The 25015-nt window shown below is 71.1% G+C and carries 24 protein-coding genes; 12 read left to right on the top strand and 12 right to left on the bottom strand.

Translation table 11 applies throughout. The features are described from left to right. Positions 1 to 30 precede the first annotated feature (30 nt). Both M4J07_RS21925 and M4J07_RS21930 read left to right on the top strand, forming a co-directional pair. Complete coding sequence (locus tag M4J07_RS21925; protein ID WP_255974497.1) at positions 31 to 390, top strand: hypothetical protein; 360 nt, start codon at positions 31 to 33, stop codon at positions 388 to 390. A 103-nt stretch (positions 391 to 493) separates the two neighbouring features. Continuing rightward, positions 494 to 880, top strand: a complete 387-nt coding sequence (locus M4J07_RS21930) for a hypothetical protein (RefSeq protein WP_255974546.1) — start codon at positions 494 to 496, stop codon at positions 878 to 880. Positions 881 to 883: 3 nt separating this feature from the next. Here M4J07_RS21930 and M4J07_RS21935 read toward each other — a convergent pair whose 3' ends face one another. The 3 genes from M4J07_RS21935 to M4J07_RS21945 form a co-directional block, all read right to left on the bottom strand. Further along, the gene (locus M4J07_RS21935) at positions 884 to 1387 is read right to left on the bottom strand and encodes a GNAT family N-acetyltransferase (RefSeq protein WP_255974499.1); all 504 of its coding nucleotides are present in this window, start codon (positions 1385 to 1387) and stop codon (positions 884 to 886) included. A 39-nt stretch (positions 1388 to 1426) separates the two neighbouring features. After that, positions 1427 to 1966, bottom strand: a complete 540-nt coding sequence (locus tag M4J07_RS21940) for an RNA polymerase sigma factor (RefSeq protein ID WP_255974501.1) — start codon at positions 1964 to 1966, stop codon at positions 1427 to 1429. A 74-nt stretch (positions 1967 to 2040) separates the two neighbouring features. Further along, a complete protein-coding gene (locus M4J07_RS21945) occupies positions 2041 to 3234 on the bottom strand; it encodes a glycerophosphodiester phosphodiesterase (protein ID WP_255974503.1) in 1194 nt (397 codons plus the stop codon). Between the two features lie 188 nt (positions 3235 to 3422). Between M4J07_RS21945 and M4J07_RS21950 the strand changes: the two genes are divergently transcribed. After that, positions 3423 to 4184, top strand: coding sequence for a lysophospholipid acyltransferase family protein (locus M4J07_RS21950; protein WP_374215065.1), 762 nt, complete (start codon positions 3423 to 3425; stop codon positions 4182 to 4184). Between the two features lie 93 nt (positions 4185 to 4277). Here the strand turns inward: M4J07_RS21950 and M4J07_RS21955 are convergent, their stop codons facing one another. Together M4J07_RS21955 and M4J07_RS21960 are read right to left on the bottom strand one after the other, a co-directional pair. Continuing rightward, on the bottom strand, positions 4278 to 5807 hold the full coding sequence (locus tag M4J07_RS21955; RefSeq protein WP_255974505.1) for an MFS transporter: 1530 nt from the start codon (positions 5805 to 5807) through the stop codon (positions 4278 to 4280). After that, the gene (locus M4J07_RS21960; protein ID WP_255974507.1) at positions 5804 to 6355 is read right to left on the bottom strand and encodes a TetR/AcrR family transcriptional regulator; all 552 of its coding nucleotides are present in this window, start codon (positions 6353 to 6355) and stop codon (positions 5804 to 5806) included. Before M4J07_RS21960 ends, M4J07_RS21955 begins: the two co-directional genes overlap by 4 nt. Before the next feature lie 136 nt (positions 6356 to 6491). On the opposite strand from M4J07_RS21960, the gene M4J07_RS21965 reads away from it, so the two are divergent. Further along, positions 6492 to 6761 carry a hypothetical protein gene (locus tag M4J07_RS21965; protein ID WP_255974509.1) on the top strand — a complete coding sequence of 90 codons (270 nt, stop codon included), beginning with the start codon at positions 6492 to 6494 and terminating at the stop codon, positions 6759 to 6761. 76 nt (positions 6762 to 6837) lie between these two features. Here the strand turns inward: M4J07_RS21965 and argH are convergent, their stop codons facing one another. Then, positions 6838 to 8265, bottom strand: a complete 1428-nt coding sequence (gene argH / locus M4J07_RS21970; protein WP_255974511.1) for an argininosuccinate lyase — start codon at positions 8263 to 8265, stop codon at positions 6838 to 6840. A gap of 145 nt (positions 8266 to 8410) precedes the next feature. Here argH and M4J07_RS21975 point away from each other — a divergent pair, with 145 nt between their 5' ends. The 6 genes from M4J07_RS21975 to M4J07_RS22000 all read left to right on the top strand — a co-directional run bounded on the left by M4J07_RS21975 (position 8411) and on the right by M4J07_RS22000 (position 16793). Beyond that, entirely contained in the window at positions 8411 to 8998 is a 588-nt protein-coding gene (locus tag M4J07_RS21975) for a pyridoxamine 5'-phosphate oxidase family protein (protein ID WP_255974513.1), read from the top strand. A 3-nt stretch (positions 8999 to 9001) separates the two neighbouring features. Beyond that, complete coding sequence (locus M4J07_RS21980; RefSeq protein ID WP_255974515.1) at positions 9002 to 9715, top strand: L,D-transpeptidase family protein; 714 nt, start codon at positions 9002 to 9004, stop codon at positions 9713 to 9715. 73 nt (positions 9716 to 9788) lie between these two features. Further along, the gene (locus tag M4J07_RS21985; protein ID WP_255974517.1) at positions 9789 to 14729 is read left to right on the top strand and encodes a caspase family protein; all 4941 of its coding nucleotides are present in this window, start codon (positions 9789 to 9791) and stop codon (positions 14727 to 14729) included. Continuing rightward, complete coding sequence (locus tag M4J07_RS21990) at positions 14722 to 15099, top strand: hypothetical protein (RefSeq protein ID WP_255974519.1); 378 nt, start codon at positions 14722 to 14724, stop codon at positions 15097 to 15099. Before M4J07_RS21985 ends, M4J07_RS21990 begins: the two co-directional genes overlap by 8 nt. After that, positions 15096 to 15701, top strand: a complete 606-nt coding sequence (locus tag M4J07_RS21995; protein WP_255974521.1) for a hypothetical protein — start codon at positions 15096 to 15098, stop codon at positions 15699 to 15701. The genes M4J07_RS21990 and M4J07_RS21995 overlap by 4 nt, the downstream gene beginning before the upstream one ends. Before the next feature lie 99 nt (positions 15702 to 15800). Next, positions 15801 to 16793 (top strand): bile acid:sodium symporter family protein, encoded by a 993-nt coding sequence (locus M4J07_RS22000; protein WP_255974523.1) that lies wholly within the window; start codon positions 15801 to 15803, stop codon positions 16791 to 16793. Positions 16794 to 16812: 19 nt separating this feature from the next. On the opposite strand, the gene M4J07_RS22005 is transcribed toward M4J07_RS22000, so the two are convergent. From M4J07_RS22005 to M4J07_RS22030, 6 genes are all read right to left on the bottom strand, one after another. Further along, positions 16813 to 17376, bottom strand: coding sequence for an arginine repressor (locus tag M4J07_RS22005; RefSeq protein ID WP_255974525.1), 564 nt, complete (start codon positions 17374 to 17376; stop codon positions 16813 to 16815). A gap of 23 nt (positions 17377 to 17399) precedes the next feature. Beyond that, on the bottom strand, positions 17400 to 18602 hold the full coding sequence (locus M4J07_RS22010; protein ID WP_255974528.1) for an acetylornithine transaminase: 1203 nt from the start codon (positions 18600 to 18602) through the stop codon (positions 17400 to 17402). Beyond that, the gene (gene argB / locus M4J07_RS22015; RefSeq protein ID WP_255974530.1) at positions 18602 to 19531 is read right to left on the bottom strand and encodes an acetylglutamate kinase; all 930 of its coding nucleotides are present in this window, start codon (positions 19529 to 19531) and stop codon (positions 18602 to 18604) included. Before argB ends, M4J07_RS22010 begins: the two co-directional genes overlap by 1 nt. Further along, positions 19528 to 20679, bottom strand: coding sequence for a bifunctional glutamate N-acetyltransferase/amino-acid acetyltransferase ArgJ (argJ, locus tag M4J07_RS22020; protein WP_255974532.1), 1152 nt, complete (start codon positions 20677 to 20679; stop codon positions 19528 to 19530). Before argJ ends, argB begins: the two co-directional genes overlap by 4 nt. Beyond that, entirely contained in the window at positions 20676 to 21704 is a 1029-nt protein-coding gene (gene argC, locus M4J07_RS22025) for an N-acetyl-gamma-glutamyl-phosphate reductase (RefSeq protein ID WP_255974534.1), read from the bottom strand. The genes argJ and argC overlap by 4 nt, the downstream gene beginning before the upstream one ends. 137 nt (positions 21705 to 21841) lie before the next feature. After that, positions 21842 to 22231 (bottom strand): MerR family transcriptional regulator, encoded by a 390-nt coding sequence (locus M4J07_RS22030; protein WP_255974536.1) that lies wholly within the window; start codon positions 22229 to 22231, stop codon positions 21842 to 21844. Between the two features lie 190 nt (positions 22232 to 22421). Between M4J07_RS22030 and M4J07_RS22035 the strand changes: the two genes are divergently transcribed. Together M4J07_RS22035 and M4J07_RS22040 are read left to right on the top strand one after the other, a co-directional pair. After that, positions 22422 to 23927, top strand: coding sequence for a SulP family inorganic anion transporter (locus M4J07_RS22035; RefSeq protein ID WP_255974538.1), 1506 nt, complete (start codon positions 22422 to 22424; stop codon positions 23925 to 23927). Between the two features lie 83 nt (positions 23928 to 24010). Further along, the coding region (locus M4J07_RS22040; protein ID WP_255974540.1) for a protein kinase domain-containing protein at positions 24011 to 25015 on the top strand (1005 nt) is incomplete at its 3' end.

A 25015-nucleotide genomic window follows, 5' to 3' on the forward strand; every position in this document is an offset into this window, starting at 1 on the left:
GGCCTTTTGGCCCGTAATAGGCTCACGGCCATGCTTGATGTCCTGACCCTGGTGACGGGTCTCGCCGCGCTCGCGCTCGCGGCCTGGTGCGGCTTCGCCGCCTCTCGCGACCAGCCGACCAAGGACTGGCACTTCATCGGCATGGCCGTGGTGTCGGTGCTCGCGCTGGTGCAGCTGGTGGTCGGGATCGTGCAGCTGGCGCGGGGCGAGGAGCCGGACCAGGGCACGACGATCTTCGTGGCGTATCTGATCGGGGCGTTCGCGTGCATTCCGGCGGCGGGCTTCATGTCCCTCGCCGAGCGCACCCGCTGGGGCTCGATCACCGTCGCCGCCGGCGGCGTGGTGCTCGCCGTCCTCGAAGTACGCCTCTATGACATCTGGGGAGGATGAGGTGGCCGTGGCCTCTTCGGAGAAGAACGCCGGACCGGACGACGGACAGGACGCCGGACCGGGCAAGGGCACCGACAGGCGCCGGCTGATCAGCGGTCCCGGCATGCTGCTGGTGTGGCTGTACGGCGTGATGGTGGTCGGCGCCGTGTCGCGGTCGGCCGTGCAGATCTCCACCGAGTTCGACAAGGCGCCGCTCGCGTACTCGCTGTCCGCGATCGCCGGGATCGTCTACGGGTTCATCACGTACTCGCTGGTGCGCGGCGGGGACACGGCGCGGCGGGCCGCGTTCGTGTGCTGTGGGCTGGAGCTGGCGGGCGTGCTGATCGTCGGGACGTGGACGCTGGTGGAGCCGTCGGCGTTCCCGGACGCGACCGTGTGGTCGGACTACGGGATGGGCTATCTGTTCATTCCGGTCCTGCTGCCGCTCACCGCCATGTACTGGCTGCGCAAGGGCGTGCTGCGGCAGCAGCAGCCGGACGTCGCCGCCTGAGCCTCAGGCGCTCGCCGCGAACGCGTTCGCCTCGGTGTCCTTGGCCAGGGTCACCAGGGTGAGCCGCTCGTCGACCCGCTTCGTCGACACCTGCGCGTAGCCGTGCTTCCGGTAGAGCCGCAGGTTGTGCTCGCTGCGGTGGCCGGTGAAGAGCTGGAAGCGCTTCGTCGCGCCGGTCGTTCCGAGGTCGGCCTCTATGGCCGACAGGAGCCGGCCGCCCAGGCCGTGGCGCTGCATGCGCGGGTGCACGATCAGCTTGTTGATCCGGGCCGTGCCGTCGGCGTCGACCGTGCCGCGCACGGACGCCACCACTTCGTCGCCGAGCCGGGCCACCAGGACCTTTCCGCCCGCGAGTTCGGCCCTCACCGAGTCGAGGGACTGTGTGAGCGGCTCGATCGAGTAGTCCCCGTAGAGCTGTGCCTCGCTCTGGTAGCAGAGGTACTGCAACTTCAGGATCTGCTCGGCATCCGCTTCGGTCGCCGCAGAGATGGTCACGCTCATGCCCATGTGTGCATGCCTCCCGCTCACCTGTCCGCCGGTTGTCCCTCACCCTTTTCCCCGACCGGACGTCGGCGCAACCTCGGAAACCATGATTCTGCGCAGGCATCCCAGACATCTGGAACGTTCCGGCCCAAGGCTGCCCTGTGAGATACCCAACTCGCCTGCGATTTCACGGTAAGTGAGATCTTTCGGGGACAGCAGCGCACCGATGAGGCGGGGGCAGCGGCCGGGCAGCCGGCGGACCGCGGCGTGCAGCGCGCCGGCCCGTTCCCGGGCGATGGCGCGGCGTTCGGGGTCCGACTCGGCGGTGTCGGCGGCGGGCTCGGTGACGTACGGGAGCTCGCGGAAGGTCGTACGGCGCTGGCGGCGGGCCTCCGAGCGGACCGTGGCGGTGAGCCAGGCGGCGGGGTCGGTGGGCGGGCCATCGGTGCCGAGGTGCTCCAGCAGGCGGACCCAGACGGCCTGTTCGAGGTCGTGCGGCTCGGCGGCCGCGGGGAGTTCGGCCCGGACCTCCGCCGCGAGGAGGGGGCGCAGGGTCTCGATGACCAGGTCGTGCGTCGGTGCGTGCGTGTCCGGTGCGTTCATGTCCGGCGGGACGCGGCCGCCTCGGCTCGTGGTTGCCGGGGCGGCCGCGGGTCACTCCAACCGGGGCCGGGCGGTCAGCCGTTGACGAAGTCCTCGCGGGCCAGCAGGGCGGTGTCGCAGTTGTCGGAGAAGATGCCGTCGATCCCGGTGGCGAAGTACGCCTGGAAGGCACCGAAGGCGTCCCCGTACGCGTTCGGGTCCGTGCCCTTCTTGAAGTCGGCGGGCAGGAAGGTGTTCTCGTTGCGCATCGTGTACGGGTGCAGGATCAGCCCGGCGGCGTGCGCGTCCTTGACGAGCGTGGTGGGCTGGAGCAGCTTGCCGCTCGCGTCCTTCGGGATGACCAGGTCGAGGGTCGGGCCGATGCCCTGCGCGTACGTCGCGATCTCCGCGAGGCCCTTGGGCGTGATCAGGTCGGCGACGGTGCGCGGGTCCCCGATCTCGACGAAGTCCGCCGGGCGGGAGTTCGCCGTGGACAGCAGGACGACGAGCGGGTTGTCGACCAGCTTGTTCAGGCGCTGGATGCTCGTCGGCTCGAAGGACTGCAGGAACGCCGGGGAGTTCTTCTTGTGCAGACCGTACGCGCGCAGCAGCTTGGCGAGGCGCTCCTCCAGGCCGAGGCCGAGCTTGCGGAAGTAGGTGGGGTGCTTGGTCTCGACGTGGATCCACACCTCGCGGCCGCGCTTGCGGCTCTGCTCGGCGCGCCACTTGAGGACCTCTTCGAAGGTGGGGATCTCCCAGCGGCCGTCGTAGAGGGTGTTGCGCTGGCGCGTCGCCGGGATGCGCTCCTTGGCGCGCAGCGTCTTCAGCTCGGCGAGCGTGAAGTCCTCGGTGAACCAGCCGGTCGTGGAGACCCCGTCGATCACCTTCGTGGTCTTGCGGGACGCGAACTCGGTGTGGGCCGAGACGTCGGTGGTGCCGCCGATTTCCGGCTCGTGACGGCATACGAGGTGGCCGTCCTTGGTCGGGACGATGTCACCGGCCTCGATGACGTGCGCGCCCATGTCGAGCGCCAACTGGTAGGAGCCGAGCGTGTGCTCGGGCCGGTAACCGCTGGTGCCGCGGTGCGCGACGATCGTCGGGACGGGCAGGCTCTTGTAGCCCTGGCCCGAGTGATTCCCACCACTGTCGCGGTCGGCGGCTCTTGCCGTGCCGGGCACGGCGAGGGCGGCCGCGCCCGCGCCGAGCACGGCAGCGCCGAGCAGCGAACGACGTCCCACCGTGCCGCCGGCCTGCGCCTCGTGTGCCGCCTGTGCCTTCTCGTTCCCCATGGAGCGCTCCTCCCACCAAGTACTGCCTTGCACCTGTCAAAGCGGGACCGATGGTAGGTGGACAGGAGTGACGAACGGGAGACCCCGTGCGGAACGGCGGGGTGCGGCGAGGTGACTCCTGGGCGTCACCCGCACATCAACGGGAGGCAAACGAGGGTCAACTCTGCGTATCCAGTCCGTGAACCCCGATGTGCGCCGGGTACCCGGCCGCGAGTATCGTCCTCACCTGCACAGACCCACGTACGTTCCCAGTCCATTCCCTGACACAGGAGGGCCCGTTGTCCCGCTTCGCGCTCATCAAGGCAGTGCTCGGACCGATCATGCGCCTGATGTTCCGCCCACGGGTGGAAGGCGCCGAGAACATCCCGGGGAACGGTCCCGTCATTCTGGCGGGCAACCACCTGACCTTCATCGACTCGATGATCCTGCCGCTCGTCTGCGACCGGCAGGTGTGCTTCATCGGTAAGGACGAGTACGTCACCGGCAAGTCCCTCAAGGGCCGCCTCATGGCGTGGTTCTTCACCGGGGTCGGCATGATCCCGGTCGACCGGGACGGTGCCAACGGTGGTGTGGCGGCGCTGATGACCGGCCGCCGCATCCTGGAGGAGGGCAACATCTTCGGGATCTACCCGGAGGGCACCCGCTCCCCCGACGGCCGGCTGTACCGCGGCCGGACCGGCATCGCGCGACTGACCCTGATGACGGGGGCGCCCGTCGTCCCCTTCGCCATGATCGGCACGGACAAGCTGCAGCCGGGCGGGGCGGGGATGCCGCGGCCCGGGCGGGTGACCGTGCGGTTCGGCGAGCCGATGGAGTTCTCCCGGTACGACGGGATGGGGCGCGACCGGTACGTGCTGCGGGCCGTGACCGATTCCGTGATGGCCGAGGTCATGCGGCTGTCGGGTCAGGAGTACGTCGACATGTACGCCACGAAGGCGAAGGCCGCGTAAGCGTTCCTACGGTGACGTGGGCCCGGCCCACCGGTTGATTCCGGTGGGCCGGGCCTTCTGCTGTTCCGGGGCGGGGGCCCGGGGCGGGATCGGTCAGGACTCCAGGGACTGGCCCCGGAGCATGAACCAGGCCGCCACCGCCGTCGTCAGGAGGACCGCCGCGCCGACGCCCGCGGCGACCTGGAGGCCGTCCACGAAGGCCGTCTGGGCCGAGGTCAGCAGTTCCTGGGCCTGTGCGGCCGGGAGGCCCGACGCCGATTCGACCGCGCCGCCCAGCGATTCGTGGGCAGCCGCCGCGACGTCCGCCGGGGTGCCCGGCGGAGCCGTGAAGCCCGCGTAGACGCCCGTGACGATCGAGCCGAGCAGGGCGATGCCGAGGGCCGCGCCGAGTTCGTACGCCGTCTCGGAGACCGCCGAGGCGGCGCCCGCCTGCTCCTTGGGCACGCTGGACAGGATCACGTCCGCCGTGACCGTGAACGAGAGGCCCGCGCCCACGCCGACGACCAGCAGCACCGCGCCGAGCAGCGGGTAGCCGGTCGACTGGCTCAGCGTGGTGAGGGCCGCGAGGGCCAGGCCGACGGCCGCGAGGCCGCCCGCCACCACGGCGCGCACCGAGAAGCGGCGCGCCACGACACCGGCGACCAGACCGGCCGCCACCGCCCCCACGGCGGCGGGCAGTTCGGCGAGGCCCGCCTCGAACGGCTGCCGCCCCTGGACCAGTTGGAGGAACTGGGACAGGAAGAAGATCAGGCCCGCGAGTCCGAGGATCGTCAGGAGGTCGGCCAGGACGGCGCCGGAGAAGCCGCGGTTGCGGAACAGGCGCATGTCCAGCAGGGGCGACTTCAGGGTGAGTTGGCGCCGGACGAAGGCGACGAGGGCCGCCACGCCGATGACCGCGGACACCGCCACGTCCCAGCGGAAGCCGTGCGCCGCCGCTTCCTTGATGGCGTAGACGACGCCGATCATGCCGACCAGGGAGAGCACGACGCTCGCCAGGTCCCAGGGGCCCGGCACCGGGTTCTTCGACTCGGGGATGAGCTTGATGCCGACGACGACCAGGATCGCCATCACGGGCAGGTTGATCAGGAAGACCGAGCCCCACCAGAAGTGTTCGAGCAGGAATCCGCCGACGACCGGCCCGACCGCCGCACCGGCGGACGCCATGGCGCCCCAGATGCCGACGGCGAGCGAGCGCTCGCGCGGGTCGTGGAAGATGTTGCGGATCAGCGCCAGGGTGGACGGCATCAGCGTCGCGCCGGCGACACCCAGCAGGGCGCGCGCCAGGATCATCAACTCCGGTGTGGTGGCGTAGGAGTTGAGCACCGAGACCGCGCCGAAGGCGACGGCACCGATCAGCAGCAGCTTCTTGCGGCCGATGCGGTCGCCGAGGCTGCCCATGGAGACCAGCAGACCGGCGATGACGAACGAGTAGACGTCACCGATCCACAGCAGCTGGGTGCCGGAGGGCTTGAGGTCCTCGCTGATGTACGGGGTCGCGAGGCCGAGGACCGTCGCGTCCACGGCGACGAGCAGCACGGCCAGCACGAGGACGGAGAGGGCGAGCCACCGGCCGGGGCGCGCCACCACCTCCGCCGCGGGGGTGCGCTGTTGTGTGCCGGTCATGGTTCCACGCTCCGTCGTGCGCCGCCGAGCAGCAGCTCGGCGATCATGTATGAGAAGTCCTTCGCCGCCACACGGCCGTCCATCACGGCCCAGGCGCCGCCGCTGACGAGGCCGTACAGCGCCTCGGTCAGCCAGGCGGGTGTCAGGTCGATGCGGAACTCCCCCGCCTCCTGGCCGCGCCGGAACAGCGCGGCGATGAGGGCGTCCAGGTGGGCCCAGCCCGCGTGCTGCTCGTCGCCCTCGAAGAGCTGGTTCTCCGTGACGAGGAAGGCGAGCAGGGGTGCGCAGGGTTCGATCTCGCCGATGAGCCGGCGCAGCGCGTCCTCGGCGCGGCCCTCGTCGAGACGGGCCCGGTCGAGCGCCGCCTCGCACTCCTGGATGCCCAGCTCCTCCAGGGCGCGGACGAGGGCGTCGCGGCCCGCGAAGTGCCGGTGCAGGGTGGCGCGGCTGATGCCCGCGGAGCGGGCGACCTCGTCCATCGTGGCCGTGGACTTGCGGGTGAGCAGGGCCGCGGCGCTGCGCAGGACCTGTTCGCGATCGACTGACATGAGACAAGAGTAGACCAGATGAGACGTGAATGTCTCATCCATTGTCCGCCGCCCCTTGTCCCGCCACTCCGCTGGCCCGCCCGGTCACCCGGTGTTACGACTGACGGGACGGTGAGGTCTCTCAGGAGGTACCGGCATGGGGTGCTGCATCTTCGCCGCGATGGCGGCCATCGGACCGCGGGTCGCCCTGGTGATCACCTGGCTGTTCACGAACCTGGTGGACCGGGCCTTCAGCGGTGTCCTGCTGCCGCTCGCCGGCCTGATCCTGCTGCCCTGGACGACGCTCGGGTACGTGTTCGCGTACGCGCCGGTCACCGGGGTGCGCGGCATCGGCTGGGTCGTGGTGCTGTTCGGCCTGCTGCTCGACCTGTCGAGCTACGGGAGCGGGGCGCGGGCCCGCCGCTGATCCCCGCCCCTGCACGACGCAGGGCCCGGCCCGTCCACGAATGGACGAACCGGGCCCTGCGTACGGCCTCGGGGGGCTACTTCTTGGCGTCGGCCCAGGCGCGCTGCACCGTGAGGTCCTGCTTGACCTCGGCGAGCTGGACGGCGACCGCGCTGGGCGCGGTGCCGCCGCGGCCGGAGCGGGAGGCGAGGGCACCCGGCACGTTCAGGACCGTGCGGACCTCGGGCGTGAGGTGCTCGGAGATCTTGCCGAACTGCTCGTCGGTGAGCTCGTCCAGCTCCTTGCCCTCGGCCTCGGCGACCTTGACGCACTCGCCGGCGACCTCGTGGGCGACACGGAACGGCACGCCCTGCTTCACCAGCCACTCAGCGATGTCGGTGGCGAGCGAGAAGCCGGCCGGGGCAAGCTCCTCCATCCGCTCCCGGTTGACCGTGAGCGTGGCCATCATGCCGGTGAACGCGGGGAGCAGGACCTCCAGCTGGTCGCAGGAGTCGAAGACCGGCTCCTTGTCCTCCTGGAGGTCGCGGTTGTACGCGAGCGGCAGCGCCTTGAGCGTGGCCATCAGGCCCGTCAGATTGCCGATGAGGCGGCCGGACTTGCCGCGCGCCAGCTCGGCGATGTCCGGGTTCTTCTTCTGCGGCATGATCGACGAGCCGGTGGAGAAGGCGTCGTGGAGGGTGACGAAGGAGAACTCCTTCGTGTTCCAGATGATGATCTCCTCCGCGATGCGGGAGAGGTTCACCCCGATCATCGCGGTGATGAAGGCGAACTCGGCGACGAAGTCACGGGAGGCCGTGCCGTCGATGGAGTTGGCGACGGAGCCGTGCTCGAAGCCGAGGTCCTGCGCCACGGCCTCCGGGTCGAGGCCGAGGCTGCTGCCGGCCAGCGCGCCGGACCCGTACGGCGAGACGGCCGTCCGCTCGTCCCACTGCCGCAGCCGCTCGGCGTCCCGGGACAGCGGCTGGACGTGCGCCAGCATCTGGTGGGCGAAGAGCACCGGCTGGGCGTGCTGGAGGTGCGTCCGGCCCGGCATGGCGACGTCGGCGTGCGCCTCGGCGAGGCCGACGAGGGCCTCCTGGAGGTCGGTGATCAGACCGCCGATGACGCGGGCGTGGTCCCGCAGGTACATCCGGAAGAGCGTCGCCACCTGGTCGTTGCGGGAGCGTCCCGCGCGCAGCTTGCCGCCGAGGTCCGGGCCGAGGCGCTCCAGCAGGCCGCGCTCCAGGGCGGTGTGCACGTCCTCGTCGGCGATGGTGCCGACGAAGGAGCCGTCCGCGACATCGGACTCCAGCTGGTCGAGCCCGGCGATCATGCGGGTCAGCTCGTCCTCGGTGAGCAGTCCCGCCTTGTGGAGCACGCGCGCGTGGGCGCGGGAGCCCGCGATGTCGTACGGGGCGAGGCGCCAGTCGAAGTGGACGGAGGCGGAGAGTTTCGCCAGGGCCTCGGCGGGGCCGTCGGCGAACCGGCCACCCCAGAGGCGGACATCGCCGGTGTTGCTGCTCACGTGCTCTGCTCCTCAAGCCGGTGGGTGTCATGCATGAGTATGCAGAACTCTGCATGATTCGTCAATCGGCGCGGAAGGGCGGACCGCCGGGGACGTCCGTACGATCCGCACGATTCGCGCCCTCCGCAGCGCTCATACTTCCCGCATGGGAAAGAGCTACGAACGCATAGACGGCCGGCTGCGCAGCTTCATCGAGGAGCAGCCGGTCTTCTTCACGGCGACCGCGCCGCTGTCCGGCGACGGCACGGTCAACCTGTCCCCCAAGGGTCTCAAGGGCTCCTTCGCCGTCGTCGACGAACACACCGTCGCCTACCTGGACTTCGCCGGGTCGAACGCGGAGACCATCGCCCACCTCCGCGAGAACGGCCGGATCACGCTCATGTGGTGCGCGTTCCAGGGGCCGCCGAACATCGTCCGGGTGCACGGCCGCGGCGAGCCCGTCTTCCGCGACGACCCGCGGTTCACGGAGCTGCTCGGTCACTTCGAGGGCGTCGACGTGACCCGCAGCGGCCTGCGCGCGATCATCGTCGTGCACGCCGAACACGTCCGGGACACCTGCGGATTCGCCGTGCCCTTCATGACGTACGACGAGGAGCGCACGCTCCACGGGGACTACTTCGCCCGCAAGGACGACGAGGCGCTCGACGCGTACTTCCAGAAGAAGGAGTACATCGGGCGGAGCATGGACGGACTTCCGGGGCTGCCCCTGCCCTTGCCACCCGCTACGTTCTGAACCATGCGCCCTTTGCGAGCAGGTATCGCCGCCTTCGTCGTGTCCGTCGCCGCGCTCGGTGCCGCCCCGCCGAGCGGCGCCGCGTCCGCCCCGCTGCCCGCCCGGATGGCGGACACCGGCGGCGGCAGTCAGCTCGTCACCGCCGAGGCGCCCCGCGCGTCCGCCACCACCGGCACCGTCACCTGGTGGGACCGCCGGGCGAACGGCCGCTGGGTGAAGGCGGGTTCGGCGCCCGCGCGGTTCGGCGCGAAGGGGCTCGTCGAGGGCACGCGCCGCAAGCAGGGCACGAACACCACGCCGGCCGGCCTGTACGACCTGCCGTTCGCGTTCGGCACCGTGGCGGCGCCGGGCGGCACGACGGTGGCGTACCGGCGGGTCCAGGGCTCCTCGTGGTGGTGCCAGGACAACGACTCCCGCTCCTACAACCGCTGGACCCAGCCCCGCCCCGCCGACTGCCGGGCCGCCGAGTCCGAGCACCTCGCCGACTACGGCACGCAGTACGCGCACGCGCTCGTCATCGGCTTCAACTACCACCGCCCGGTGCGCGGCCGCGGCGCGGGCATCTTCCTGCACGTCAACGGGCGCGCGGCGACGGCCGGTTGCGTCTCGGTGCCGAAGGCGGACATGCGGCGGATCCTGACCTGGGCGAAGCCGGGGCGGGCGCCCCACATGGCGATCGGGACGGCCGGCGGGGCCACGGCGATCACCCGGTACTGACCCCTGGTCCGGTGGAACCTCGCGGCGCTGTCGGCCCCGGGTGCCATCATGTTCCTCTGCTGGTGGGAGGGACATGAACGAGGCACGCAGGGCACTGCTGTTGGGAGTCGGGCGGGCATCCGGCCCGGCCGCGGGTCTGGAACCGCTCGACGAAGTGATCGACGCCGATCTCCGTCGCATGGAGTCGGCGCTGGTCCCCGCCGGATACCACGTGGAGATCGAACGGGACGCCCACCGCAGCACGTTGAAGAAGCGCATCTATGAGTTCGCGCGCGACGTCCCACCCGGTGGCACCGTTCTCCTGTACTTCACCGGCCACGGCATCACCGTCGGCGGCAAGGACTATCTGGTGCCGGCCGACGCGGTCTGGCCCAGCGACGGCGTCTGGCAGGAGCTGTACACCGAGTCCCTGCTGCCCGCCGGGATCAGCTCCCTCCTGAAGGACTGCAAGGCCGAAACCGTCCTTTGGGTGATCGACGCGTGCCGTAGCGACGACGTGCGCGACGGCGTCCCGTTCGGCAGCAGCATCGACAGCGGGCCGCCGAGCGGCGACTACGCCGTGCTCACCGGGTGTGCGCGCGGTGAGCGCAGCGGCTACGGCCCCGAGGGCAGCTTCTTCACCCAGGGGCTCGCCGAGGCACTGGGCCCGCTCAGCCCCGCCCGTACGGTCACCGAGGTGTTCGCCGCCGCCCGCGCGGCCACGACGAGAGCCGCCCGCGGCAGCGGTCTCGCCCAGACGCCCGCGATCAAGTACGTGACCCAGGACGAGGCACGCGCGCGGGACACGGAGATCTGCTCCGGCCGTTCCCTGATGGAGGACTGGCTGGCGGCAGCGCTCGACACTCCCCTGTGGTCCAGGGTGGAGGACGCACAGCAGGAGGACGCGAAGCGCTTCAAGAAGTGCCTGGCCACATTCGTCGAGCAGTGCGCGCGCACCCTGCACCTCGCCCAGGGCCGCCTGCCGCACACGGATCCGTGGGCCGACGACACCTTCGTCGTACGGCTGTTGCGCGAGCGGCTTCCGCAACTGCTGCCCGCACCGGCCGCGTTGTCCGCGATCGAGGTGGCGGCGCTGGTGGCCGCCACGTTCCTGCACGAGGTCACCTGGGCCGAGTGGCTGAGTCAGGCAGCCGAGGCAGACCCCTACACGCTGGGCCGGCGGACCGGCACCGATGCCCTCCGCCGGCACTACGAGCAGATCTGCGAACAGCACCGGCCGGTCGCGCGCAGGGCGGCCGATTGCCAGGCGCGCGGCCGCGAGCGGGACGCCACGGCGGTGACGATGTGGTTGGTGCACCGATGGATCGCCGACCGCTTCGAGACGGACGACGAGCCCGTCACCCAGGTGCTCGCCAAGGATCTCCTCGTGGCCATGGGCATCTCCGCCGACCGTGCGCAGGAACCGGCCGAAGGGCTGTGCACGATGGCGGCGCAGTTGGGCGTGGAGGAGCCGGACCGACTCGCATCGGCGGCGACGCCCGAGCGCGTACTCGTCTCGGGCGGTCATCAGGCTCTGCGGATACGCCCGTTGACCTTGCTGCTGCGGCTGGCCGCCGTACTCGCCGTGGACGTGCGCCGGTTCCCCGACGTGGTGGCCGAGCACTTCGGTGTCACCGACCCGGTCCTGCCCGAGCAGGTGATCGGCGTCGCCCGTGAACTCGGCTGGGTCTGGGAGAACGGTGTACTGCATCTGGACGCGCCCTGCCCGCACCAGGCAGTGCACGCCGCGCTGAGCGACGTCGTGGACCGGGCCGACGAACTGGTCGCCGAGATCGCTGAGCTCGCCGCCGACCTGCCCGCGCAGGAGGAGGCACTTCTCGTACGCCTGCCGCGCCGCGTCACCGACCGCGATCTGCGCCCGAACCGGAGTGCGGGGCAGCCGTCGTACGACGTGCCGCTGCTCCGCTTCCACCTGGCCCAGACGGAGGTGCGCGAGCTTCTGATGGGCGAGCAGCTCTACGGCGGCGAACCGAACCTGGCACTGCGCGAGCTGTACCAGAACTCCATGGACGCGTGCCGCTACCGGGCGATGCGCTGGAGGTATCTGCGCAGCCGGGGCACCGTCACGGACGACTGGACGGGCGAGATCTCGATCACGGAGGGCGAGGACGAGCGGGGACGCTACGTCCAGTGCCAGGACAACGGGGTCGGGATGAGCGCCGAACAGCTCAAGCACACGTTCACTCGCGCGGGCAGCCGCTTCGAGCGTTCGAAGTCCTTCCGGCGCGAACAGGCCCGCTGGCTCCGGCACGACCCCGCGCTGCGCCTCTACCCGAACAGCCGTTTCGGCATCGGGGTGTTCAGCTACTTCATGCTGGCCGAGGAGATGACGATCTTCACCCGTCAGGTCAGCCCCGAGGGCATTCCCGCGGAGCACGCGCTGCGCGTCGACATCCCCAGCAGCGGCAGCCTGTTCCGTATCCAGCAGCACACCGGCCCCGGCGACGGTCTGGCGGGCGGAGGCACGCGGATCCGGCTGTATCTGCGGGACGGCGCGCTGTCGGACGGCGCGTCGTGCGTCTCCGTGCTGCGCGAGCTGGTCAGGGTCAGCGAGTTCGACCTCACGGCGTCCGACGCGGACGGCCGCGCCCACCGGTGGCGGCCGGGTGTCCTGCAGCCGTCCCTCGACGCCGGCGAGGAATCGCTGGAGGCCGTGCCGGGCACGCTGTGGTGGGTGAAGGGCCAGGGCGCCATGCTGTGCGATGGCATCGTGACCGATCAGAAGCCATTCGGGTGTGTACTCAATCTGACCGGGGAGCACGCCGGTGTCCTCAGCGTGAGCCGCAAGGAGCTGCAGGACTACGACCGCGAGTGGGCCGCGGAGCAGTGGCGCCTGGGCGCGACCGCGCTGTCGTCATGGCCGAGGCTGACCATGGAATGGCTGTGGGACGTGGACGAGCGGAACCCCGACGCGGCCGTGGTCCTGGGGCGGGAGTGGCGCGGCCTCGGTCTCAGCGTCGCCCAGGAGTCCGGCGAGCAGCATGATCTGGATGTCGTGGGGTGGTTCTCACTGGACGCCGAGATCGTCAACGCCCGCCCGAACAACGGCACGGAGGCTGTTCGCTTGGCGGGCTGGCGCCAGGCGGTCCTTCGTGCGGTGAGGCGAACGCGTCAGTCGCCCATCCGCCCACAGCGGCTCGACGGCTACCCCCGGCCGGAACCGGGTGACGCCGCGCTGGCCTCCATGCCTGCGCGCTTCTGGCCGCTCATGGTCCAGAAGGCGGCCGCACGAAGGATTCCCCTGTCCGAAGTGGTGCGCAGGCAGCGCAGGCTGCTCATCGCGGCCTCGTGCTGGATCCCGCCGCTGGACCCCGCCCGGCCGCACGGCCTCGACTTCGTGCCCGACGACGAGCAGGCGGCGTTCGCCGGCCTGCTCGAGGGGAGTTTCGACTCGGCGATCTATCTGCGCGAGAGATGGGTGCCCACCGCTCCGCACGACCTCCCCCGGATCTCGGCGAAACTCCTGCTGCCGCTCGGCACGCTGGCCGCGCAACTGACGCCCTTCGAGAAGCTGGGGGCCCCTGGACTCCCGGACGTTCCCGAACGACACCTCCATCACGTCTGCGACGGCGGGGAACTCAACCGACTGTTCGTGAAGCAGAACTACCACTCCGAGATGGCGCGCCTTGTGTCCACGCCGGCGCAGGTGCGCGCTGTCTGCGAGGAGACCGGGGACTCCCCCGCCGCCGTGCTCGAAGTCCTCCGGGAGCACGCTTGGTTGGGCTGGACCGTACCAGCTCTCGATGAGGTCCTCCGCTGGATGGATCTCTCCTCACAGGACTTCGCGCTCCTGTCCCGGTCCGTCACCCCACGGGACGGCCTCGGGCCGATGCTGTCCTGGAACGCGACCGTCACCCTGGCCGAAGACCGCGGGATGACGCTGGGGGAAGCGGAGGACACGCTGGCATCGCTCGCGGCGACTCTCGATCTGCGGTACACCCGCCGGTACTCCTCCGAGGGACACCCCGCCCGCCAGATCCGCCCTACGCCCGAAACCAGCTTCTTCGCCAGGAGGTCCGACAGGTTCGTCGGCGCCATCCCGGTCGAGGCGCCGCTCTCCTTCCTCAAGGGTTTCTCCGACGAGACCCTGGACCAGCTTCGCCTCATGGGAGTGTGCATCCCCGAGGCCTATCGCGTGGCTCAGTTGTGGGACGACCTTCCGCTCCATCTCCAGTACGCGCTCGGTGGCAAGGAGTACCCCCTCAGCGATGACTCCGACTTTCCGGCCAACCGGTTCACGTCAGCCACGTTGTTCAACGCCGCCGCGCTGCTGCAGGAGCCTCTGCACCGGGTCGACGCGTTGTTCCGGGAGCGGGACGACCTCGGCCTGGAGATTCCCGACATCCCCCAGGAACTCCGCACGTATCAGCCCTCTCGCGAGGACTGCACGACCCTGCTCGGTTATGTCGACGAGTCCGGCGACTGGAGCGACGAAGCGGGCGAGGCGGTCTGGATTCCTCTGACACCACCCCTGCTCGCCCACAGAGCGAGCCGGATGGGAACCGATCCGGCCACCGCCTACCGGTCGTTGGAGCACCTGCGCCCCTTGGGAGCGCTGATCGCCGAACTCTCCCCGGCCGCACTGTCCGCGCTGGACCGTGGCATTCCGGATGAATACGACCTGCATGTGCTGCAGCGGCTCTGGCCCGACACCGACGACGGTTCGGCCTTCATCGCACCCCTGAAACTCGTACGCACGGCGGCCCGTATCGGCGAGTCCCCGGCCAGGACGGCATCCCGGATCGAGCCCTATCTCCCCCTCTGCGACCCGCGCCTGACCTCGCTCCCCGACCTGTCCGCCGCACCCGACGTCATCCCCCTCTGGCAGGACCTGATCATCCTCACCCGGCACCTGGACGGTCGGACCCCCGCCGTCGAAGGCTCCCTCACGGCCGCGGACCTGGCACGCGCTGCCGATGCCGTCGGGGAGAGCACGCACTGGGTCGCGGAGCGACTGAGCCACTACGCCGATCTGTTCGGCCTGCACATCACCGAGGAGCCCACGGATGCCTGACGCATCTAGCACACCGCACGCGTTCGGCACCGCGTACGCGGAAGGGGATCTGGGCACGACGACCGCGCCGTTCCGCGGCAGGCCCACCGCGGACGGACTCGGCATCGCCCTTGAGGGCAACTGTCCGCGCTGTCACGGCCGTACACGGACCGAGTACCGGCACGGTGTCCCCGGATCGGGCACCAAGGGGGTGCTGTCCTGGCTGAGAGGCGAGCAGGCGCCTCCGGGGCTCTCCGCCGACGTGGCGGCCCTGCTCGAGGAGTCGCACTACTGCGAGTGCGGGCATCCCCATCCGCAGATACCGGGGGACGCCGCCTTCGTGGGCTGCGGGGCGAGTTGGCGCGTGTCGGCCGTGGACACCGCGCCGTGAGTGCCACCGACCGCCGCTGGTCGGCGCTCGCCCGCGAGCAGGAGTTCCAGCAGCTGCCCGAGCTGCAGCGCCGAGCGGAGGGGTGGCGGAACGGGCTGACCGGCCTGGCAACGCTGCTCGCCGTGCTCGTCACGCTCAAGGGCCGCGACGACCTGGCTCAACTCCCGGAGCGCGCGCGGTACTTCGCGTCGGGCCTCGTCGCGGCGGCGTTCCTGCTACTGGTGGCCGGATCGGTGCTGGCCGTGCGGGCAGCTCACGGCCGTCCGGGGAGCCGGGTCCTGCTGGCCGGTCAGGCGTTGCGGCGCTGGACGGAGGGCGAGATCGTCCGGGTGACCCGTGCTGTGCGCTGGGCCTCGGTGTGCTGTGTCGCCGGTATCGCCCTCGCGGCCGCGGGAGTGACGCTCGCCTGGTTCACCACGGAGTCCGCCCCCGACGCCCTGGTCCGGGTGACCACGACCACCGGTGAGCAATGCGGGGAGTTCCTCGGGGCTGGGCGCGACGGGGTGCGGCTGCGCATCGAAGAGGACGGCGGCAAGGAGGAGAAGGTCACGCTGGGAACGGCGGTGGTCGTCGCGATCACGCCGGTCGGCCAGTGCGGCTGAGCCTCGCGCAGGACCGATTTCGGCAAAACGTGCGGGATACACGTACCGAATGCCGAGACAGGGTTGCGTGCCCCCGGCACGGAGACGTTGCATCGCCCGGTGCACAGCGAAACCGAACACACGACCCCATCCGCCACCGACGCCACCGGGACCGCGACCGCCGACCGGGCGGCCCGGCTCGCGGTCACCGTCTTTCCCGTCCTCGTGCTCCTCGCGGGCGCCTGGGGCCTCGCCGCCCCCGGCACCTTCGCCGGCTGGGGGACGAACGTGCCGTATCTGCTCGGCACGGTGATGTTCTGCATGGGTCTCACCATGTCGCTCGACGACTTCCGGGGCGTCGCCCGGCGCCCCTGGGCCGTGGGGCTCGGCCTCGTCGCGCACTACGTGATCATGCCGGGGCTCGGCTGGCTGATCGCCCACGCACTGGGCCTGTCACCGCAGTTGGCGGCCGGTGTGATCCTCGTCGGCTGCGCGCCCAGCGGTACGGCGTCGAACGTCGTCACGTATCTCGCGCGCGGTGACGTGGCCCTGTCGGTGTCCGTCGCGACGGTCTCCACCGTCCTCGCGCCGCTGATCACCCCGCCGCTGACGCTGCTGCTCGCGGGCGAGTACCTGCCGGTGGACGCCGGGTCGATGATGACGGACATCCTCAAGACCGTGCTGCTGCCGGTCGTCGCGGGCGTCGTGGTGCGGCTGCTGCTCGGCCGGTTCGTGGACCGGGTGCTGCCGGTGCTGCCGTGGCTGTCGGCGCTCACCGTCGCCGTGATCGTGGCCGTGGTGGTGGCGGGCAGCGCCGACGCGATCAAGTCGGCGGCCGCCCTGGTGCTGCTGGCCGTGGTCCTGCACAACGGTCTCGGCCTGGCCCTCGGGTACGGCGCGGGGAAGGTGGCGCGGCTCGGGAAGCCGGCGTCGCGGGCGATGGCCTTCGAGGTCGGCATGCAGAACTCGGGCCTCGCGGCGTCCCTGGCCACGGCCCACTTCAGCCCGCTGGCGGCCCTGCCCGCGGCCGTCTTCTCGGTCTGGCACAACGTGTCGGGCGCGCTGGTCGCGGCCTGGATGTCCTACCGGGCGCGAGCCGCGGCCGAGGACTGAGGCCCCGGCCGCGTCCGCGTCAGTGCTCGTTCTGCGCCAGCCGCAGCATGTGGTCCGCCAGCGCCTGACCGCCCGCCGGGTCCCGGCTGATCAGCATCAGCGTGTCGTCACCGGCGATCGTGCCGAGGATGACGTGCAGCTCGGCCTGGTCGATGGCAGAGGCGAGGAACTGGGCCGCGCCCGGCGGCGTGCGGAGCACCACCAGGTTCGCCGACGCCTCGGCGGAGATGAGCAGTTCACCGGCGAGGCGGCGCATGCGCTCCTCCTTCGCCGACTCGCCGAGCGGGGCCTGCGGGGTACGGAAGCCGCCCTCGCTGGGCACGGCGTAGATCAGCTCGCCGCCGGTGTTGCGGATCTTGACCGCGCCGAGCTCGTCCAGGTCACGGGAGAGTGTGGCCTGGGTGACGCTCAGCCCGTCGTCGGACAGCAGTTTCGCCAGCTGGCTCTGCGAGCGCACCGGCTGCCGGTTGAGGATGTCCACGATCCGGCGGTGACGCGCGGTGCGTGTCTGCGGTACGGCGGGGCCGTGAGCCAGCGCCGCGTTCGACGCGGCCTGCAGGTCTCTCTCCGCTTTGCTGCTCATCGTCGTCGTCCCATTCCTCAGGATCATCCTTCCCCGTCGGCCGCTGCCGCGTCCAGGACGGCGGGCAGCGCCGTGAGGAACGCGTCCGCCTCGGCGTCGGTCAGGTTCAGCGGGGGCATCAGCCGGACGACGTCGGGTGCGGGCGCGTTCACCAGGAAGCCCGCGTCCTGGGCCGCCTGCTGCACCGCAGGTGCGCGCGGCCCCGTGAGCACGATACCCAGCAGCAGCCCGGCGCCCCTGACATGGCTGATCAGCGGGTGGCCAAGGGATTCGATTCCGGCCGTCAGCCGCTCGCCGACGCCCTTGGTGTTCTCCAGGAGGCCCTCGCCCGCGATCGTGTCGAGGACGGCCAGACCGGCGGCGCAGGCGACGGGGTTGCCGCCGAACGTCGTGCCGTGCTGTCCGGGCTTGAGGAGGTGTGCCGCGTCGCCGAACGCGATGGTCGCGCCGAGCGGCAGCCCGCCGCCGAGGCCCTTGGCGAGCGTCACGACGTCCGGCTCGATGCCCTCGTCCGCCTGGTAGGCGAACCAGTGCCCGGTCCGGCCGACACCGGTCTGCACCTCGTCGAGGACGAGCAGTGTGCCGGTGGCGCGGGTGATCTCACGGGCGGCCTTGAGGTAGCCCGCGGGCGGCACGACCACGCCGTTCTCGCCCTGGATGGGCTCGATGATGACGAAGGCCGTCTCCTCGGTGACGGCCGCCCTGAGCGCGTCCACGTCTCCGTACGGGACGTGCGTGACGTCGCCCGGGAGCGGGGTGAAACCATCCTGCTTGCCGGGCTGGCCGGTCAGGGCGAGGGCGCCCATGGTCCGGCCGTGGAAGCCGCCGGTGGTGGCGACCATGTGGCGCCGGCCGGTGAGTCGGCCGATCTTGAACGCGCCCTCGTTGGCCTCGGCGCCCGAGTTGCAGAAGTAGACCGCGCCGTCCCGGCCGAAGAGCTGCAGGAGCCGCTCGGCGAGGGCGACGGGCGGCTCGGCGATGAAGAGGTTCGAGACGTGGCCGAGGGAGCCGATCTGAGTGGCGACGGCCTCGACGACCGCGGGGTGGGCGTGGCCCAGCGCGTTGACCGCGATGCCGCCGACGAAGTCCAGGTACTCCTTGCCGTCGGCGTCCCACAGCCGGGCGCCCGCGCCCTTGACGAGGGGCAGCCGGGGCGTGCCGTAGTTGTTCATCAGCGCGCCCTGCCAGCGCGTCGTCAACTCCGCGTTCTTTGCGGTGCCGCCCATCAGTCCGTCTCCCCCTCCGCGTCGGCCACGACCATCGTGCCGATGCCTTCGTCCGTGAAGATCTCCAGCAGGATCGAGTGCTGGACCCGGCCGTCGATGACGCGGGCCGTGTGCACGCCGTTGCGCACGGCGTGCAGGCAGCCCTCCATCTTCGGGACCATGCCGCTCGCCAGGTCCGGGAGCAGCTTTTCGAGCTCGGTGGCGGTGAGCCGGCTGATGACCTCGTCGGAGTGGGGCCAGTCCTCGTAGAGGCCCTCGACGTCGGTCAGCACCATCAGCGTCTCGGCGTCCAGCGCAGCAGCGAGTGCCGCAGCCGCCGTATCAGCATTGACGTTGTAGACATGGTGGTCGTCCTGGGAGCGGGCGATCGAGGAGACGACCGGGATGCGGCCGTCGGCGAGCAGGGCCTCGATGGCGCCGGTGTCGATCTCGGTGATCTCGCCGACGCGGCCGATGTCGACCAGCTCGCCCTCGATGCGGGGCCGGTGCTTGGTGGCGGTGATGGTGTGCGCGTCCTCGCCGGTGAGGCCGACGGCGAGCGGGCCGTGCTGGTTGAGCAGGCCGACGAGCTCGCGCTGGACCTGTCCGGCGAGCACCATCCGGACGACGTCCATGGCGTCCTCGGTGGTGACGCGCAGGCCCGCCTTGAACTCGCTGACGATGCCGTGCCGGTCCAGGGCCTTGCTGATCTGCGGGCCGCCGCCGTGCACCACGACCGGCTTGAGACCGGCGTGGTGCAGGAAGACGACGTCCTGCGCGAACGCGGCCTTCAACTCCTCGTCGATCATGGCGTTTCCGCCGAACTTGATGACGACGGTCTTGCCGTGGTGCCGGGTCAGCCAGGGCAGCGCCTCGATGAGGGTCTGCGCCTTGGGTAGCGCGGTGTGCTTCCGCGCGCCGGGCTGCACTGTCTTGTCGGTCTCGCTCATGACGAGTACGCGCTGTTCTCGTGGACGTAGTCCGCGGTCAGGTCGTTGGTCCAGATCGTCGCGGTCTCGGTGCCCGCGGCGAGGTCGGCGGTGACGACGACCTCCCGGTAGCGCATGTCGACCTTGTCGCGGTCCTCGCCCACTCCGCCGTTCTTGCAGACCCACACGCCGTTGATCGCGACGTTCAGTTCGTCCGGCTCGAAGGCGGCCTTCGTGGTGCCGATCGCGGAGAGGACCCGGCCCCAGTTGGGGTCCTCGCCGTGGATGGCGCACTTGAGGAGGTTGTTCCGCGCGATGGAGCGGCCCACCTCGACGGCGTCCTCCTCGCTCGCGGCGTTGATCACCTCGACCTTGATGTCCTTGCTGGCGCCCTCGGCGTCGCCGATGAGCTGGCGCCCGAGGTCGTCGCAGACCGCGCGGACGGCCTCGGCGAACTCCGCGTACTCCGGGGTGACTTCGGCCGCGCCGGAGGCGAGCAGCAGCACCGTGTCGTTCGTCGACATGCAGCCGTCGGAGTCGACCCGGTCGAAGGTGAGGCGGGTGGCGTCGCGCAGCGCCCTGTCGAGCACCTCGCTGTCGAGGTCGGCGTCGGTGGTGAGGACGACGAGCATGGTGGCGAGGCCGGGGGCCAGCATGCCGGCGCCCTTCGCCATGCCGCCGACGGTCCAGCCGTCGCCCTGGAACACCGCGGTCTTGTGCACGGAGTCGGTGGTCTTGATGGCGATGGCGGCCTTCTCGCCGCCGTGCTCGGAGAGCTGTCCCGCGGCGGTCTCGACGCCCGGCAGCAGCTTGTCCATCGGCAGCAGGACACCGATGAGCCCGGTGGAGGCGACGGCGACCTCCCCCGCGTTCAGATCGAGGACGTCCGCGACCTTCTCGGCGGTGGCGTGCGTGTCCTGGAAGCCCTTGGGGCCCGTGCAGGCGTTGGCTCCACCGGAGTTGAGGACGACGGCGGAGACGAGTCCGCCCTTGAGGACCTGCTCGGACCAGAGGACCGGGGCGGCCTTCACGCGGTTCGAGGTGAAGACGCCCGCGGCCGCCAGGCGGGGCCCTCGGTTGACCACGAGGGCCAGGTCCGGGTTGCCGCTCTCCTTGATTCCGGCGGCGATGCCCGCGGCCTGGAATCCCTTGGCTGCCGTCACACTCACGGCGCGACTCCGATCGTCGAGAGCCCGGTGGTCTCGTCGAGACCGAGGGCGATGTTCATGGACTGGACGGCACCGCCGGCGGTGCCCTTGGTGAGGTTGTCGATGGCGCTGATCACGATGACGCGGCCGGCCGCCTCGTCGTACGCGACCTGGACCTGCACCGCGTTCGACCCGTACACCGCGGCCGTGGCGGGCCACTGGCCCTCGGGCAGCAGGTGCACGAACGGCTCGTCGCCGTACGCCTTCTCGTACGCGGCGCGCACGGACTCGGCGGTGACGCCGTCCTTGGCCTTGGCGCTGCAGGTGGCGAGGATGCCGCGCGGCATCGGTGCGAGGGTCGGCGTGAAGGAGACGGAGACCGGGTGGCCCGCGGCCGCGCCGAGGTTCTGGATCATCTCGGGGGTGTGCCGGTGGCCGCCGCCCACGCCGTACGGCGACATGCTGCCCATGACCTCGCTGCCGAGCAGGTGCGGCTTGGCCGCCTTGCCCGCGCCGGAGGTGCCGGAGGCGGCGACGATCACGGCCTCGTCCTCGACGAGCCCCGCCCCGTACGCCGGGACGAGCGCGAGCGAGACCGCCGTCGGGTAGCAACCGGGCACCGCGATGCGCTTGGACCCCTCCAGCGCGGCGCGGCCGCCCGGCAGTTCGGGAAGGCCGTACGGCCAGGTGCCCGCGTGCGGGCTGCCGTAGAACTTCTCCCAGTCGGCGGCGTCCTTCAGCCGGAAGTCGGCGCCCATGTCGACGACGAGGACGTCGGGACCCAGCTGCTCGGCGACGGCCGCGGACTGCCCGTGCGGCAGCGCCAGGAACACGACGTCGTGGCCGGCGAGGACCTCGGCGGTGGTCTCCTGGAGGACGCGGTCGGCGAGCGGGAACAGGTGGGGCTGGAGCGCGCCCAGGCGCTGCCCCGCGTTCGAGTTGCCCGTCAGGGCGCCGATCTCCACCTCGGGGTGGGCGAGCAGCAGACGCAGCACTTCTCCGCCCGCGTATCCACTCGCACCGGCCACCGCCGCACGTACCACCATGGAACCCTCCTCCTCGATGGCATGACTATACGTCTCGCTGCACGTTTATGCAATCGAGTGATCGAGGTGCGGACGGCCGGAAGCCCGTGGACCCGGCCGGCTCGTCGGGAGTTCTCGTCGGGAGTTCTCGTCGGGAGTTACGGGAGGCGGCGGCGCAGCGTCGCGGCGAATTCCTCGGCGCGGGCCAGCTGGGTGCGCAGATCGGCGACCCGGCGCTGCGCCGCCTGCTCGAAGTCCCGCACGCGGTCGAGGAGCCGCGCGCGCTCGTCGTCGGGCAGCCGGTCCCCGGAGTCGAGGCGGTCGGTGGCCGCGAGCAGGTCGCGCATCTCGTCGAGGCTGAAGCCGAGCGGCTTCATGCGGCGGACGACCATGAGGCGGGCGACGTCGGCCTCCGTGTAGAGGCGGAAGCCGCCCTGGGAGCGGGCCGAGGGGATGACGAGGCCGGAGTCCTCGTAGTGCCGGATGGTGCGCAGGGACAGCTCCGTCCGCGCGGCGACCTCACCGATCTGCATGTGCACGCCGCTCACGCGCCCGCCTTCCACGCCGTCCGCACGTCCCGGCCGGAACGGCCGCGATCTCTACCCTAACGTTAGGGTAGAGTCTCCGCCGCGCCAGGGCCGACACGGTCCTTCTGCAACCTCCCGCACGCATGCCACGCCCCTCACACCCCTATCTGGTGGCCGGGCCCGCCTCCGATCACGACAGGTACCGCTTCTCTTGTCTGCCCCTGCGCTCTCCCCCACCGCGCTGCTGCGCGGCCTCCGGCCCGACTGGATCTCCGACCCGAAGGTGTGGCGCACGGAGGTCCTCGCCGGACTCGTCGTCGCGCTCGCCCTGATCCCCGAGGCGATCTCGTTCTCGGTCATCGCGGGGGTCGATCCGGCGATCGGGCTGTTCGCGTCCTTCACCATGGCCGTGACGATCTCGGTCGTCGGCGGGCGGCGCGCGATGATCTCCGCGGCGACCGGTGCCGTCGCCCTCGTCATCGCCCCGCTCAACCGGGAGCACGGCTTCGGGTACCTGGTCGCCTGCGTGATCCTGGCGGGCGTCTTCCAGATCGTCCTCGGCGCGCTCGGGGTGGCCAGGCTGATGCGGTTCGTGCCGCGCAGCGTGATGGTCGGCTTCGTCAACTCCCTCGCCGTGCTGATCTTCATGGCGCAGCTGCCGGAGATGACCGACGTGCCGTGGCCCGTCTATCCGCTCATCGCGGCCGGGCTCGCCCTCATGGTGTTCTTCCCCAAGGTCACCAAAGTGGTCCCGGCGCCGCTGGTCTCCATCGTGGTCCTGACCGTCGTCACGGTCGGCGCGGCGATCGCGGTGCCGACGGTCGGCGACAAGGGCGAGCTGCCGTCGGCGCTGCCGGTGCCAGGGCTGCCCGACGTGCCGTTCACCCTCGACACGCTCACCACCGTCGCCCCGTACGCGCTCGCCATGGCCCTGGTCGGCCTGATGGAGTCGTTGATGACGGCGAAGCTGGTGGACGACATCACCGACACCAGATCCGACAAGACCCGCGAGTCCGTCGGACAGGGCATCGCCAACATCGTGACCGGCTTCTTCGGCGGCATGGGCGGCTGCGCCATGATCGGCCAGACCATGATCAACGTACGGGTGTCGGGTGCCAGGACCCGGCTGTCGACGTTCCTCGCGGGCGCCTTCCTGATGGTGCTGTGCATCGTCTTCGGGCCGGTCGTCTCCGACATCCCGATGGCCGCGCTGGTCGCCGTGATGGTGATGGTGTCGTTCGCGACGTTCGACTGGCACTCGATCGCCCCGCGGACGCTCCGGCGGATGCCGGCCGGGGAGATCACGGTCATGCTGCTCACCGTCGCCGTCGTGGTCGCCACCCACAACCTCGCCATCGGCGTCGTCGTCGGCACCGTCACCGCGATGGTGGTCTTCGCCAGGCGGGTCGCCCACCTCGCCGAGGTCACCGCGGTCGTCGATCCCGACGGCGGACAGGTCGTGTACCGGGTGTCCGGGGAGCTGTTCTTCGCCTCCTCGAACGACCTGGTGACGCAGTTCGCCTACGCCACGGACCCCGCGAAGGTCGTCATCGACCTGTCCGGCACGCACGTCTGGGACGCGTCGTCCGTCGCCGCCCTCGACGCGATCGAGACGAAGTACGCGCAGCGCGGCAAGCAGGTCGAGATCATCGGCCTGAACGGGCCCAGCGCGCACCTGCACCGCCGCCTCAGCGGCGAACTCGCCGTCGGCGACTGACGGTTCGCCCCTCCGGCCCCGGCCGTTGTCCGCCCCGCCCATTACGCTCGACGGCACTGCACGGTCTGCGGAGGGGGAACGGGGTGCGTGGGCGTCGGCTCAACGGGCGGTACGAGCTGGTCGAAGTCATCGGGTCCGGCGGGATGGGCGAGGTGTGGCGGGCCCGCGACCACGAGCTGGGGCGGGACGTCGCCGTCAAGGTGCTGCGCGCCGGGCCGTCCGGCAGCGGGGCGGGCGGGGACGCCGAGGCCGACGAGGCGCTGGCGCGGTTCCGCCGGGAGGCGCGGGTCGCCGCCGCGATCGACAGCCCGCACGTGGTCGCGGTGCACGACCACGGCACCGACGGGGCGCATCCGTACCTCGTCATGGCGCTGGTGGACGGGCGGACGCTCCAGGAGATCCTCCGGGACGACGTGCGGGTGCCCGTGGCGGACGCGCTGCGGTGGACCGCCGACGTGTGCCGGGGGCTCGTCGTCGCACACGCGGCGGGCGTCGTGCACCGCGACATCAAACCGGCCAACATCATGGTGTCCGTGGAGGGCGACGCCTCGCGGGCCCGCATCGTGGACTTCGGTATCGCGCGCTACGTGGCGTACCGCGCCGCCGACCCGCGGCTGACGCACACCGGCCAGCTCCCGTTCGGCAGCGTGCAGTACATGGCGCCGGAGCGGTTCAGGGACGGTGCGGGGGACGCCAGGACCGATCTGTACGCCGTGGGGTGCGTGCTGTACGAACTGCTCGTCGGGCGGCCGCCGTTCATGGGGGACGCGGCGGGCGTGATGTTCAACCACCTGCACGACGTGCCGTTGCGGCCGAGCCGGGCGCGGTCCGGGGTGGGGCCCGCCGTGGACCGGCTGGTGCTCGACCTGATGGCGAAGGAGCCGGACGAGCGGCCCGCCGACGCGCGGGCCGCCCTGGAACGGGTGCTGGCCGTCTCGGCCCCGGCGGACGCTCCGTCGACGCCTCCGTCGACGCCTCCGTCGACATCTTCGTCCGCACCTCTGTCGACGGACGTGTCGAAGGACGTGTCGAAGGCGCCGGGACCACAGGAGTCGTCGGAACCACAGGAGCCGTCGGGACCGGAAGCC

Origin of the sequence: Streptomyces longispororuber (genome assembly GCF_024448165.1) — a bacterium.
GTDB classification, from domain to species: Bacteria; Actinomycetota; Actinomycetes; order Streptomycetales; family Streptomycetaceae; genus Streptomyces; species Streptomyces longispororuber_A.